Source organism: Zobellella sp. An-6 (assembly GCF_052487945.1).
In genome coordinates this window covers 3897501-3910079 of the sequence record NZ_CP199259.1, presented here as the reverse complement: position 1 = coordinate 3910079, position 12579 = coordinate 3897501, and the positions used below count along the sequence as shown (strand labels likewise).

Here is a 12579-nt window from a genome sequence, read left to right as displayed (position 1 = left end):
CTATGGACAAAAAAGCAGCTCGTATCCGTCGTGCTACTAAAGCACGCAAAAAGATGCTGGAACTGGGTGCGACTCGCCTGGTGGTTCACCGTACTCCGCGCCACATCTATGCACAGGTTATTGCACCGAACAGTTCAGCCGTACTGGCTTCCGCCTCTACCGTGGAGAAGTCAATTCGCGAACAAGTGAAATATACCGGTAATGTTGAGGCCGCCGCAGTCGTCGGTAAAGCCATCGCTGAGCGCGCACTTGAAAAAGGCGTGACCATCGTCGCTTTTGACCGTTCCGGTTTCCAATATCACGGTCGCGTCGCCGCTCTGGCTGCCGCTGCTCGTGAAGCTGGTCTTCAGTTCTAAGGGTGGAGTCGAAAATGGCAAAAATCGAAGCTCAAGCCGGTGAACTGCAAGAAAAGCTGATTGCAGTTAACCGTGTATCAAAAGTAGTTAAGGGTGGTCGTATCTTCTCCTTCACCGCATTGACGGTGGTAGGTGACGGTAACGGTCGTATTGGTTTTGGTTACGGTAAAGCCCGTGAAGTTCCTGCCGCCATTCAAAAGGCGATGGAACAGGCTCGTCGTAACATGCGTAAAGTTGAGCTGAACAACGGCACCCTGTTCCATCCGGTGAAGGGTCGTCACTCCGGTTCCAACGTATTTATGCAGCCCGCTTCCGAAGGTACCGGTATCATCGCCGGTGGTGCCATGCGCGCCGTGCTGGAAGTGGCCGGCGTACACAACGTACTGGCCAAGACCTACGGTTCCACCAACCCGAACAACGTAGTTCGCGCTACCATCGACGCTCTGACTCATATGAAGTCACCCGAGCAAGTCGCTGCCAAGCGTGGTCTGCGCGTTGACGAAATACTGGGGTAATGCGCCATGGCTAACAAGACTGTAAAAGTAACTCAGACTCGTAGCTCCATCGGCCGTCTGCCTAAGCACAAGGCAACGCTGCGTGGCCTGGGTCTGCGTCGCATTGGTCACACCGTCGAGCTGGAAGACACAGCTTGCGTACGCGGTATGATCAACCAGGTTTACTACATGGTTAAGGTTGAGGAGTAATCGCATGCGTTTGAATACTCTGTCTCCTGCCGCCGGCTCCAAGCCTTCCGCCAAGCGCGTGGGTCGTGGTATCGGTTCTGGCCTGGGTAAAACCGGTGGCCGCGGCCACAAGGGTCAGAAGTCCCGTTCCGGTGGTAAGGTTCGTAACGGTTTCGAAGGCGGTCAGATGCCGCTGAAACAGCGTCTGCCGAAGTTTGGTTTTACTTCGCGCAAAGGCCTGGTCAGTGCCGAAGTGCGCCTGAGCGAACTGGCGAAAGTTGAAGGCGAAGTGGTGGATCTGAACACCCTCAAGCAAGCTGGCGTGATCACCAAGAACATCCAGTTTGCCAAAGTGGTTCTGTCTGGCACTATTGACCGTCAAGTGACTGTGGTTGGTCTGGGCGTCACCAAGGGTGCCCGTGCTGCCATCGAAGCCGCCGGCGGAAAAATCGAGGAATAATAAGTACTATGGCCAAAAAACCAGGATTAGATGCTAAAAATGCACAGGGCGGGCTGAGTGAACTGAAAAGCCGTCTGCTTTTCGTTCTGATCGCGATCATCGTGTTCCGTGCCGGCTCCTATGTGCCTATTCCTGGGATTGACGCCGCCGTACTTGCCGACTTGTTCCAGCAACAACAGGGCACCATCATTGAAATGTTCAACATGTTCAGTGGTGGCGCCCTGGAACGAGCGTCCATACTGGCGCTGGGGATAATGCCGTACATTTCGGCATCCATTATCATCCAGCTGCTGACAGTGGTTTACCAACCCTTGGCTGAACTCAAGAAGGAAGGTGAATCCGGTCGTCGCAAGATCAGTCAGTACACCCGTTATGGCACGCTGGTTCTGGGCACCATCCAGGCCATCGGTATCGCCACCGGTCTGCCGAACATGATGCCAGGGCTCGTGGTCAACCCGGGCTTCGGTTTCTATTTCACGGCGGTGGTGAGTCTGGTCACCGGCACCATGTTTTTGATGTGGTTGGGTGAGCAGATTACCGAACGAGGCATTGGCAATGGTATCTCGTTGATTATCTTCGTGGGTATTGTTGCCGGTCTGCCATCGGCCATCGGTGCCACGGCAGAGCAGGCGCGTCAGGGGGAATTGCACATTCTGTTGCTGTTGCTGCTGGCCGTGATTGTGTTCGCGGTAACCTATTTCGTGGTCTTTGTTGAACGTGGCCAGCGCCGCATTGTGGTGAACTATGCCAAGCGTCAACAGGGTCGCCAGGTGTTCGCGGCACAGAGTACACACCTGCCCTTGAAAGTGAACATGGCGGGGGTTATTCCGGCAATTTTTGCATCCAGCATCATCCTGTTCCCGGGTACCGTGGCTTCTTGGTTCGGTCAGGGGCAGGGATGGTTCGCCAACATGCTGCAGGAGCTGTCGCTCACGCTGCAACCTGGTCAACCGTTGTATGTAATGCTGTATGCCGCTGCCATCATCTTCTTCTGTTTCTTCTACACCGCGCTGGTGTTTAATCCGCGCGAAACGGCGGATAACCTGAAGAAGAGTGGTGCTTTCATCCCGGGTATCCGTCCGGGTGAGCAGACAGCGCGCTATATCGACAAAGTGATGACTCGCCTGACCCTGGTCGGGGCCCTGTACATCACCTTTGTCTGTTTGGTTCCACAGTTTTTGATGACAGCCTGGAACGTCCAGTTCTACTTTGGTGGTACCTCGCTGTTGATTATTGTGGTCGTCATCATGGATTTCATGGCACAGGTGCAAACCCACATGATGTCCCATCAGTATGGCGATGTCCTGAGAAAAGCGAACCTGAAAGGCTACAACCGTTAAGGTTCGGTTATTTACGGAGTTAAGCAATGAAAGTCCGTGCTTCCGTTAAGGCAATCTGCCGTAACTGCAAGATCATCAAGCGCCACGGTGTGGTGCGGGTGATCTGCAATTCAGACCCTAAGCACAAACAGCGCCAAGGCTAAAAAAGTTACGGTTTAACTTGAAAAGTAAAGGCAGGCTGGCTAAAGTAGCCAGCCACCTTTGTTGGGTGTATGTGTAGTCATTACGTATCCTAGACGGGCTTTGTAATGGCTTATTATTTGTTATTTTGTAGGAGTGCATAGTGGCCCGTATCGCTGGCATTAACATTCCTGACCATAAACATGCCGTCATCGCTTTGACTGCTATTTATGGCGTCGGCCGTACCCGCTCTAAAGCCATTTGTGCTGCAGCCGGTATCGCTGAGGATGTGAAAATCAAAGAATTGGATGAAGCTCAGGTAGAATCTCTGCGTGAGCAAGTCGCGAAGTTCACCGTGGAAGGTGACCTGCGTCGCGAAATCTCCATGAACATCAAGCGTCTGATGGACCTGGGTTGTTACCGAGGTCTGCGTCATCGTCGCAGCCTACCCGTTCGCGGTCAGCGCACCAAGACCAACGCTCGTACGCGTAAAGGTCCTCGTAAACCGATCAAGAAATAACGGGAAGGTAGATCATGGCTAAAACTCCGGCTCGTAGTGCACGTAAGCGCATCAAAAAGCAGGTGAGCGATGGCATTGCCCACGTTCATGCATCTTTCAACAACACCATAGTAACTATTACCGATCGTCAGGGTAATGCTCTGTCTTGGGCAACCGCCGGCGGTTCAGGTTTCCGTGGTTCCCGTAAGTCCACCCCGTTCGCGGCCCAGGTAGCTGCCGAGCGCGCCGGTGAGATTGCCAAGGAATACGGTGTTAAGAACCTGGAAGTAATGGTGAAAGGTCCGGGTCCGGGCCGTGAGTCATCCATCCGTGCGTTGAATGCGGCAGGTTTCCGCATCACCAACATCACCGATGTGACTCCCATCCCGCACAACGGTTGTCGTCCTCCCAAGAAGCGTCGCGTATAACCCTTCTTGTAGGATAGTTGGAGAAAGAACATGGCAAGATATCTGGGTCCCAAGCTCAAGCTGAGCCGTCGTGAGGGCACTGACCTCTTCCTGAAGTCAGGCGTTCGCGCGATCGATTCAAAATGTAAAATTGATACCGCACCCGGTCAACATGGCGCCCGCAAGCCGCGCCTGTCCGACTACGGTGTACAGCTGCGTGAAAAGCAGAAAGTCCGTCGTATCTACGGCGTGCTGGAAAAGCAATTCCGCAACTACTATAAAGAAGCTGCCCGCCTGAAAGGCAACACTGGTGAGAACCTGCTGCAGCTGCTGGAAGGTCGTCTGGACAACGTTGTTTACCGTATGGGTTTTGGTGCTACCCGCGCCGAGTCCCGTCAGCTGGTTAGCCACAAGGCCATCCTGGTGAACGGTAAGGTTGTGAACATTCCTTCCTTCCAAGTTTCTCCCGAGGACGTAGTCAGCATTCGTGAGAAGGCTAAGAAACAAGCCCGGATCAAAGCCGCTCTTGAGGTTTCCGGTCAACGTGAAAAGCCGACCTGGGTAGAAGTCGACGCTACCAACATGCAAGGCGTTTACAAGCGTCTGCCTGAGCGTAGCGACCTGTCTGCCGAGATTAACGAACAGCTGATCGTCGAGCTTTACTCCAAGTAAAGCTAGCTTCTAAGAGAGGACACAATGCAGGGTTCTGTAACAGATTTTCTTAAGCCGCGTCTGGTTGATATCGAACAGATCAGCCCGACTCATGCCAAAGTGACTCTCGAGCCGCTGGAGCGTGGCTTTGGTCATACCTTGGGTAATGCGCTGCGTCGTATTCTGCTTTCTTCCATGCCGGGCTGTGCCATCACCGAAGTTGAACTCGACGGTGTGTTGCATGAGTACAGCAGCAAGGAAGGTGTCCAGGAAGATATCCTGGAGATCCTGCTCAACCTGAAAGAGGTTGCTGTCAAGCTGGAAGGCAAGGACGAAGTTACCCTGTCTCTGACCAAAACTGGTGCAGGTCCCGTAACTGCAGGCGACATCACCCATGGTGATGACGTTGAGATCGTTAACCCAGACCACGTTATCTGTCATCTGACAGGGGACGAGGCCGAAATCAGCATGCGTCTGAAGGTGCAGCGCGGCCGCGGCTATATTCCCGCCGCCGCCCGTGCCCACACCGAAGACGACGAGCGTCCCATCGGTCGCCTGCTGCTGGATGCGGCTTACAGCCCCGTGGTTCGTATCGCCTACAATGTTGAGGCGGCCCGTGTTGAACAGCGTACCGATCTGGACAAGCTGGTTATCGACATGGAGACCAACGGCACCCTGGATCCGGAAGAAGCTATCCGTCGTGCGGCCACCATCATGGCCGAGCAGCTGGAAGCCTTCGTCGATCTGCGTGACGTGAGCGAACCGGAAGAGAAAGAAGACAAGCCTGAGTTCGATCCTATCCTGCTGCGTCCTGTCGACGATCTGGAACTGACCGTTCGCTCTGCGAACTGTCTGAAGGCAGAAGCGATCCATTACATTGGTGATCTGGTACAGCGTACCGAGGTGGAGCTGCTCAAGACTCCCAACCTGGGTAAAAAATCTCTCACCGAGATTAAAGACGTGTTGGCGTCTCGTGGTTTGTCTCTGGGCATGCGCCTGGAGAACTGGCCGCCTGCCAGCATCGCTGATGAATAAACCGGATCACGGGTTTTACAGATTTAGTTAGGAAGGATTAGGTCATGCGCCATCGTAAGAGTGGTCGTCAACTGAACCGGAACAGCAGCCATCGTCAGGCGATGTTCCGTAACATGGCCAGCTCCTTGGTTCGTCATGAAGTTATCAAGACGACTCTGCCCAAGGCTAAAGAGCTGCGTCGTGTGGTTGAACCTCTGATCACACTGGCCAAGAGCGACAGCGTTGCTAACCGTCGCCTGGCATTTGCCCGTACTCGCGACAGCGAAGTGGTCGGCAAACTGTTCAACGAACTGGGACCCCGCTACCAGGAGCGCCCGGGTGGCTACACCCGTATCCTGAAGTGCGGTTTCCGCGCCGGTGACAACGCCCCTATGGCTTATATCGAGCTGGTAGGTCGCGATGTCGAGGCCACAGAAGCAGCAGCTTCTGAAGAATAAAAAACCAAAAGCCGGGTTCGCCCGGCTTTTTCTTTTCCATTCACTTCCGCCCGAATCCCCTTTCTCCGCTATACCTCTCTACTGTACCTGATCTGGATCAAGCACGAACACGCCCTTTTGCATCATTATTTTGCAATTGAAATGTAAGTTATAGGCAACCCCATGTCAGTACTACGGAGCCTGGTTTTCCTGTTGTGCCTTGCCGCCGGCCTGGTGCAGGCCGCCGAAGGCCCCGATCCCGCACAGCAACTGGCCGCCTGGTATCCCGATGCCGAGATCAGCGCCATCGGCCAGCCCTTCGCCGGCTGGCACATTTCCACTGCCGACCAGCAGTCACGCTACGCCTTCCTGACCCGGCAATTCGCCGATATCCCCGCCTATTCCGGCAAGCCGGTGGAACTACTGCTGGCGATGGACAGCAGCGGCCGTCTGGAGCACAGTCTGGTGGTCGAGCACCACGAGCCGATACTGCTGATCGGCATTCCCGAGATCAAGCTAACCGAATTCGTCGACCAGTACCGGGGCATCGATGCCCGTGAGCGGGTACAGGTCGGCCTGTCCCGGCGCGATGATATTCATTCGGTGGATGGCGTCACCGGCGCCACTGTGACCGTCATGGTGATCAACCAGACCATCATGCGGGCGCTGCGCGCGGCGCGGACGGCCCTGGCCGAGGGCGAGGAGCCGACCGCCTCCGAATCGGCGGACGCCGCCGCCACCCTGAACAACCAGTGGCAGCCGCGCGGCTGGGCCATGCTGAACGAACGCCAGTTGATCCGCTCGCTGCGCCTGACTCAGGGGGAAGTGGAGCAGGCCTTTGCCGGTACCCGTGCGGCTTCGCGTACACCGCCAGCCGATCCGAAGCAGGCGTTCATGGAGCTTTATTTCGCACCCCTGGGCATGGCGGACGCCGGCATCAACCTGCTGGGGCAGCAACAGTATGATCGTCTGATGGCGAGCCTGGCGCCCGGCGATCAGCCGGTGCTGGTGGTGGCCAACAGCGACTACAGCTTCCGCGGCAACGGCTTCGTGCGCGGCGGCATCTTCGATCGTATCCGATTGTGGCAGGATGCAGAGGAGATCGCTTTCCGGGACATGGACTACCAGCGTCTGGCGCCCTCGGATCTGCTGGCCGAAGATACGCCCGAATTCGGCGAGCTGGCCATTTTCATCGCCCGGGGGAACAGCCTGGACCTGACCCGGCCCTGGCAATTCGAGCTGATGGTGCGCCGCCAGATAGGGGCGCTGGACAGCGAGTTCGCCAGTTTTTACGCCGATTACCAGCTGCCCGATGCCTACCTGAATCTGCCGCTCCCGATGGAAACCGCGCAAGCAGGCTGGGAAGAAGACGAGGCGCCATTGTGGGTCAGCGTCTGGCAGCACAAGGCGGTGCAGATTGCCGTGCTGGGGGCGGGCCTGGTCGTGCTGGTGATCATCCTGTTCCTGCAGGACTGGCTGGTGCAGCATCCGACCCTGCTGCACCGTCTCCGCATCGGTTATCTCTGCTATACGCTCTTCTTCATCGGCTGGTACAGCCTGGCCCAGCTGTCGGTGGTGAATGTGTTCACCTTCCTGCACGCCCTTTTTACCGGCTTCCAATGGTCGTCTTTCCTGCTCGATCCCATGATGTTTATCCTGTGGAGCTTCGTGGCCCTGACCCTGTTGCTGTGGGGCAGGGGGATTTTTTGCGGCTGGCTCTGTCCTTTTGGTGCCCTGCAGGAGCTGGTCAACGAGGCGGCCCGCAAGCTTAAGATCAGGCAGTACACCGTGCCTTTCGCCATTCACGAGCGGATGTGGGCACTGAAGTATCTGATTTTGTTGGGTCTGTTCGGACTGTCGTTGCAGTCCCTGGCCCTGGCTGAGCAGGCGGCGGAAGTGGAACCGTTCAAGACTGCCATGACGCTGCGCTTTATGCGCGAGTGGGGCTATGTAGCCTATGCCCTAGGCTGGGTAGTGTTGTCCCTGTTCGTGCGCAAGGCCTACTGCCGCTACATCTGCCCCCTGGGTGCAGCACTCGCCGTACCGGCCCGGCTGCGCCTGTTCGACTGGCTCAAGCGTCGGCAGGAATGCGGCACTCCCTGTCAGCTTTGCGCCAAGGAGTGCGAGGTGCAGGCCATCCATCCGGACGGGCGTATCAACGCCAACGAGTGTCACCACTGCCTGGACTGCCAGATCACCTACTACAACCAACGCAAGTGTCCTCCCCTGGTGATGAAGGCCAAGAAACGCCGCCAGCGCGAGCTGGAGCGGGAAGCGGCTCGCATCAAGATCACCAACGTGGATACCACAGGACTACAAGGAGAGTCTAATGAGCAAGCATAACCAACATGAAGCGCTGAGCGAGCATGTCAAACTGAGCCGGCGCCTGTTTCTGGGGGGATCTTCCGCCCTGCTGGCCACGGCGGCGGCCGGCGGCGGCCTGAGCCTGGCGTCGTCACCGGCCTTGGCCGCGGCGGCGGCGCAGAATGCACATGTAGCGCCCGGCGAGCTGGACGAATACTACGGTTTCTGGAGCGGCGGTCATCAGGGCGAGGTGCGGGTACTGGGCGTGCCTTCCATGCGCGAGCTGATGCGTATCCCGGTGTTCAACGTGGATTCGGCTACCGGCTGGGGCCTGACCAACGAAAGCAAGCGGGTCTTTGGCGAAAGCAGCAAGTACCTGAACGGTGACTGCCATCACCCCCATATCTCCATGACGGATGGAAAATATGACGGCAAGTACCTGTTCATCAACGACAAGGCCAACAGCCGGGTAGCCCGTATCCGCCTCGATATCATGAAATGCGACAAGATGGTCACTGTCCCCAACGTGCAGGCCATCCATGGGCTGCGCCTGCAAAAAGTGCCCCACACCAAGTACGTGTTCTGCAACGCCGAATTCATCATTCCCCACCCGAACGACGGCAGTAACCTGAAAAACCTGGATGCGGCCGAGAAATTCACCATGTTCAACGCGGTGGATGCCGAGACCATGGAGGTGGCCTTCCAGGTCATTGTCGACGGTAACCTGGACAACTGCGACGCCTGTTACACCGGCAAATATGCTGCCTCCACCTGTTACAACTCGGAAGGCGCCACCGATCTGGGCGGCATGATGCGCAACGAACGGGACTGGGTGACGGTGTTCAACATTCCCCGTATCGAGGCGGCGATCAAGGCGGGCAACTTCACCACCCTGGGCGATGCCAAGGTGCCGGTGCTGGACGGCCGCAAGGGCTCCGAACTGACCCGCTACGTGCCGGTGCCGAAAAACCCCCACGGCCTCAACACCTCACCCGACGGCAAGTACTTCATCGCCAACGGCAAGCTGTCGCCGACCGTGTCGATGATCGAGATAGCCAAGTTGGACGATCTGTTCGAGGACAAATTCGAGGATCCCCGGGCGGTGATCGCCGCCGAGCCCGAGCTGGGGCTGGGACCGCTGCACACCACCTTCGACGGCCGTGGCAACGCCTATACCACCCTGTTTATCGACAGCCAGGTGGTGAAATGGAACCTGGCGGACGCAGTGAAGGCCTACAACGGCGAAGACGTCAACTATATCCGCCAGAAGCTGGATGTACAGTATCAGCCCGGTCACAACCATGCCTCCCACACCGAGGCCCGGGATGCGGACGGCAAGTGGCTGGTGGTACTGTGCAAGTTCTCCAAGGACCGCTTCCTGCCGGTGGGTCCACTACATGCGGAAAACGATCAGTTGATCGATATCTCCGGCGAGGAGATGAAGCTGGTGCACGACGGCCCTACCTTTGCCGAGCCCCACGACTGTATCCTGATCAAGCGCAACATGCTCAATCCCAAGAAGATCTGGCAGCGTGACGATGCGTTCTTCGCCGATACCGTGGCCATGGCGGCCAAGGACGGTGTGACTCTTGAGCGGGACAACAAGGTGATCCGCGACGGCAACAAGGTGCGGGTATACATGACCTCGGTGGCGCCGACCTACGGCATTCAGGAATTCACCGTCAAGCAGGGCGACGAGGTGACCGTGGTGGTGACCAACCTGGACATGATCGAGGACGTGAGCCACGGTTTCTGCATGGTCAACCACGGGGTCAGCATGGAGATCAGTCCGCAACAGACCTCTTCCATCACCTTCATTGCCGACAAGCCCGGGGTGCACTGGTATTACTGCAATTGGTTCTGCCATGCCCTGCATATGGAGATGGTCGGCCGCATGTTCGTCGAACCAGCATAAGGAGTCGCATGAACAGGCTATGGCTGTTGCTGCTGTTGTTCGCCTGGCCACTGGCGGCGGAGGTCCGGCTGACGCCGGCCTCCGTGGCCGGATTGGCCGGGGTGCCGGCGGGAGAAACCGTGGTGCTGGCTTCCGGCATTTACCCGACGTTGCGCATCGAGCGGCCCCTGATCCTGCGGGGGGAGCCGGGAGCGGTGATCGACGCCGGCGGCCATGGCCATGGCCTCTATCTGGATGCCCCCGGCATCCATGTTTACCATCTTGAAATCCGCAACTGGGGCAAGGACCTGGGCTCGCTGGACGCGGGGGTTTTTATCAGCGAAAAGGCCGATGGTGCCGAAGTCGCCCATCTGCGCCTGCACGGGCCGGGTTTCGGTATCTGGGCCGATCGGGCCAGCCACCTAAGACTGCGCGACAACGACATTACCGGCGATGCCGACCTGCGCTCCCAGGACAGAGGCAACGGCATTCATCTGTTCAACGTCAGCGACAGCGAGATCAGTCGAAATCAGATCCGCCATACCCGGGATGGCATCTATATCGACTACAGCAACCGCAACCGGCTGATCGGCAATCGGCTGAGTGAGCTGCGTTACGGCATCCACTATATGTACTCCAACCATAACGAGGTCAGCGGCAACCATACCCACCGGACCCGCACCGGCTATGCCCTGATGCAGTCGCGGCAGCTGACGGTGATCGGCAATATCTCCGAGCAGGATGAAAACTACGGCATCCTGATGAATTACATCACTTATTCTCTTATCCGCGGCAATCGGGTGAGCGGCGCAAAGGCTAACAGTCGCTTGCTCAACCCGAGAGGAGCGGAAGGCAAGGCACTGTTCGCCTACCATGCGGTGGGCAACGAAATCAGCGGCAACTGGCTGGGCCATAGTGATCTGGGGCTGCACATGACTGCCGGCTCCGAGCAGAACAACATTTTTGACAATGCCCTGGTCGGCAACCGCACCCAGGTGCGCTACGTCTCTAACCGGCCCCAGGAATGGTCCCTGGATGGCCGCGGCAATTACTGGAGCGACTACCAGGGCTGGGATCTGAATCAGGACGGCCTGGGTGATATTGCCCACGAGCCGAATGACGGTATGGACCGGGTGCTGTGGCAATACCCGGCGGCCCGCTGGCTGATGAATGCCCCTGTGGTCAGCCTGTTACGCTGGGTTCAACAGCAGTTTCCGGTATTCAAAGGACCGGGGGTGCGGGATTCATTTCCGCTGATGGCGCTGCCCGAGGGGATGAATAACAGGAGGAGCGATGAGCATTATCCGCTTACGGCAAGTCAGTAAGCAGTTTGCCGACAAAAAAGCGCTGCGGCAGGTATCGCTGGCGGTGTCATCCGGCGAGGTGCTGGGGCTACTCGGCCATAATGGTGCCGGCAAGACCACCAGCATCAAGCTGATCCTGGGGTTGCTGCGGCCCGATGAGGGGGAGGTGCGGGTGATGGGCCAGGATCCTGCCCGGGACACCTTTCGTAAGCAGCGCCGGCATATTGGTTTTTTGCAGGAAAATGTCAGCTTCTATGACCAGCTGACCGGCGCCGAAGTCATCGATTACCTGGCGCGGCTCAAGGGCATGGCACCGAAACAGGGCATGACGCTGCTCGAACGGTTGGGGCTTGCCGAGGCGGCCGGGCGCCGGGTCAAGACTTACTCCAAGGGGATGCGCCAGCGGCTGGGGCTGGCCCAGGCCATGCTGGGCCAGCCCAGGGTGCTGCTGCTGGATGAGCCGACCGTGGGGCTGGATCCCTTGGCAACCCGGGATTTTTACGAACAAATCGACGAGTTGCGTCGGCAGGGCTGCGCCATCATCCTCTGTTCCCATGTGTTGGCGGGAGTGGAGCCCTATCTGGATCGCATCGCCGTGATGGGACAAGGGCGGCTGCTGGCCTCCGGCAACCTGGCTGAGCTGCGCGCCAAATCCCGGCTGCCGGTCACTCTCACCCTCTACGGTGACAACCTGGAGCAACAACTGCCGGAGTCTTGCCGGGCCTTGGTGTGCCAGTCCGAGCCGGGGCAGCTGGCGCTGCAGGGCCAGCCGGAGCAGAAGAAACTGCTGGCACAAACCATCTGCAGCCTGCCCGGTTTGCGGGACTTCCACTGGCAGCAGCCCAACCTGCCCGAGTTGTACCAACATATTTGTTACGGAGCCGCCGATGGCCGTATTACTGATTATTGCCCGTAAGGAATGGCTGGACGGCATCCGCAACCGCTGGGTGCTGGCCATTGCCCTTATGCTGTGGGGACTGGCGGTTGGCCTGGCCTATTTCGGCGGCGTGGCCTCGGGCCTGGTCGGTTTCACTAGTATCGAATCCACCCTGGCCAGTCTCGCCAGCCTGGCGGTGGTGATACTGCCGCTGATCGCCCTGCTGCTGGGCC

16 protein-coding genes (1 of these 16 cut by a window edge) are annotated in these 12579 nt (G+C 57.9%); all 16 read left to right on the top strand.

All coding sequences use genetic code 11. From position 1 onward, the window contains the following. The first annotated feature begins 2 nt into the window (after positions 1-2). A complete protein-coding gene (rplR, locus tag ACT7DK_RS18310) occupies positions 3-356 on the top strand; it encodes a 50S ribosomal protein L18 (protein ID WP_094039364.1) in 354 nt (117 codons plus the stop codon). Between the two features lie 14 nt (positions 357-370). Continuing rightward, positions 371-871: a 30S ribosomal protein S5 gene (gene rpsE / locus ACT7DK_RS18305; RefSeq protein ID WP_445401679.1), complete on the top strand. Its 501-nt coding sequence runs from the start codon at positions 371-373 to the stop codon at positions 869-871. A 6-nt stretch (positions 872-877) separates the two neighbouring features. Beyond that, positions 878-1060: a 50S ribosomal protein L30 gene (gene rpmD, locus ACT7DK_RS18300; RefSeq protein ID WP_014290666.1), complete on the top strand. Its 183-nt coding sequence runs from the start codon at positions 878-880 to the stop codon at positions 1058-1060. Between the two features lie 4 nt (positions 1061-1064). Further along, entirely contained in the window at positions 1065-1499 is a 435-nt protein-coding gene (gene rplO, locus ACT7DK_RS18295; protein WP_094039366.1) for a 50S ribosomal protein L15, read from the top strand. 8 nt (positions 1500-1507) lie between these two features. Then, a complete protein-coding gene (gene secY, locus ACT7DK_RS18290) occupies positions 1508-2839 on the top strand; it encodes a preprotein translocase subunit SecY (RefSeq protein WP_445401676.1) in 1332 nt (443 codons plus the stop codon). 26 nt (positions 2840-2865) lie between these two features. Further along, positions 2866-2982, top strand: a complete 117-nt coding sequence (gene rpmJ, locus ACT7DK_RS18285) for a 50S ribosomal protein L36 (protein WP_445401674.1) — start codon at positions 2866-2868, stop codon at positions 2980-2982. Between the two features lie 140 nt (positions 2983-3122). Then, positions 3123-3479, top strand: coding sequence for a 30S ribosomal protein S13 (rpsM, locus tag ACT7DK_RS18280; RefSeq protein ID WP_445401672.1), 357 nt, complete (start codon positions 3123-3125; stop codon positions 3477-3479). A gap of 14 nt (positions 3480-3493) precedes the next feature. After that, positions 3494-3886: a 30S ribosomal protein S11 gene (rpsK, locus tag ACT7DK_RS18275; protein ID WP_094039369.1), complete on the top strand. Its 393-nt coding sequence runs from the start codon at positions 3494-3496 to the stop codon at positions 3884-3886. A 30-nt stretch (positions 3887-3916) separates the two neighbouring features. Next, complete coding sequence (gene rpsD, locus ACT7DK_RS18270) at positions 3917-4537, top strand: 30S ribosomal protein S4 (RefSeq protein WP_202084958.1); 621 nt, start codon at positions 3917-3919, stop codon at positions 4535-4537. A gap of 24 nt (positions 4538-4561) precedes the next feature. Then, complete coding sequence (locus ACT7DK_RS18265; protein WP_445401669.1) at positions 4562-5551, top strand: DNA-directed RNA polymerase subunit alpha; 990 nt, start codon at positions 4562-4564, stop codon at positions 5549-5551. 44 nt (positions 5552-5595) lie between these two features. Then, a complete protein-coding gene (rplQ, locus tag ACT7DK_RS18260; protein WP_106453810.1) occupies positions 5596-5988 on the top strand; it encodes a 50S ribosomal protein L17 in 393 nt (130 codons plus the stop codon). Between the two features lie 162 nt (positions 5989-6150). Continuing rightward, the gene (locus tag ACT7DK_RS18255) at positions 6151-8310 is read left to right on the top strand and encodes a 4Fe-4S binding protein (protein ID WP_445401666.1); all 2160 of its coding nucleotides are present in this window, start codon (positions 6151-6153) and stop codon (positions 8308-8310) included. Continuing rightward, a complete protein-coding gene (nosZ, locus tag ACT7DK_RS18250) occupies positions 8297-10186 on the top strand; it encodes a TAT-dependent nitrous-oxide reductase (RefSeq protein WP_445401664.1) in 1890 nt (629 codons plus the stop codon). The genes ACT7DK_RS18255 and nosZ overlap by 14 nt, the downstream gene beginning before the upstream one ends. An 8-nt stretch (positions 10187-10194) precedes the next feature. Continuing rightward, positions 10195-11490 carry a nitrous oxide reductase family maturation protein NosD gene (locus tag ACT7DK_RS18245; protein ID WP_445401662.1) on the top strand — a complete coding sequence of 432 codons (1296 nt, stop codon included), beginning with the start codon at positions 10195-10197 and terminating at the stop codon, positions 11488-11490. Then, positions 11459-12385, top strand: a complete 927-nt coding sequence (locus ACT7DK_RS18240) for an ABC transporter ATP-binding protein (protein ID WP_445401660.1) — start codon at positions 11459-11461, stop codon at positions 12383-12385. The genes ACT7DK_RS18245 and ACT7DK_RS18240 overlap by 32 nt, the downstream gene beginning before the upstream one ends. Then, positions 12357-12579: the beginning of an ABC transporter permease gene (locus ACT7DK_RS18235; RefSeq protein WP_445401658.1), read on the top strand. 614 nt of this gene lie beyond the right edge of the window; the window shows 223 of its 837 coding nt (coding positions 1-223); its start codon is at positions 12357-12359; the stop codon falls past the right edge of the window. The genes ACT7DK_RS18240 and ACT7DK_RS18235 overlap by 29 nt, the downstream gene beginning before the upstream one ends.

Excerpts from the sequence above, each read along its gene's own strand:
- rplQ (WP_106453810.1), top strand. The coding sequence starts at position 5,596 with ATGCGCCATCGTAAGAGTGGTCGTCAACTGAACCGGAACAGCAGCCAT.
- rpsE (WP_445401679.1), top strand. The coding sequence starts at position 371 with ATGGCAAAAATCGAAGCTCAAGCCGGTGAACTGCAAGAAAAGCTGATT.
- rpsK (WP_094039369.1), top strand. The coding sequence starts at position 3,494 with ATGGCTAAAACTCCGGCTCGTAGTGCACGTAAGCGCATCAAAAAGCAG.
- ACT7DK_RS18240 (WP_445401660.1), top strand. The coding sequence starts at position 11,459 with ATGAGCATTATCCGCTTACGGCAAGTCAGTAAGCAGTTTGCCGACAAA.
- rplO (WP_094039366.1), top strand. The coding sequence starts at position 1,065 with ATGCGTTTGAATACTCTGTCTCCTGCCGCCGGCTCCAAGCCTTCCGCC.
- rpmJ (WP_445401674.1), top strand. The coding sequence starts at position 2,866 with ATGAAAGTCCGTGCTTCCGTTAAGGCAATCTGCCGTAACTGCAAGATC.
- rpsD (WP_202084958.1), top strand. The coding sequence starts at position 3,917 with ATGGCAAGATATCTGGGTCCCAAGCTCAAGCTGAGCCGTCGTGAGGGC.
- ACT7DK_RS18245 (WP_445401662.1), top strand. The coding sequence starts at position 10,195 with ATGAACAGGCTATGGCTGTTGCTGCTGTTGTTCGCCTGGCCACTGGCG.
- ACT7DK_RS18265 (WP_445401669.1), top strand. The coding sequence starts at position 4,562 with ATGCAGGGTTCTGTAACAGATTTTCTTAAGCCGCGTCTGGTTGATATC.
- rpmD (WP_014290666.1), top strand. The coding sequence starts at position 878 with ATGGCTAACAAGACTGTAAAAGTAACTCAGACTCGTAGCTCCATCGGC.
- ACT7DK_RS18255 (WP_445401666.1), top strand. The coding sequence starts at position 6,151 with ATGTCAGTACTACGGAGCCTGGTTTTCCTGTTGTGCCTTGCCGCCGGC.
- nosZ (WP_445401664.1), top strand. The coding sequence starts at position 8,297 with ATGAGCAAGCATAACCAACATGAAGCGCTGAGCGAGCATGTCAAACTG.
- rplR (WP_094039364.1), top strand. The coding sequence starts at position 3 with ATGGACAAAAAAGCAGCTCGTATCCGTCGTGCTACTAAAGCACGCAAA.
- secY (WP_445401676.1), top strand. The coding sequence starts at position 1,508 with ATGGCCAAAAAACCAGGATTAGATGCTAAAAATGCACAGGGCGGGCTG.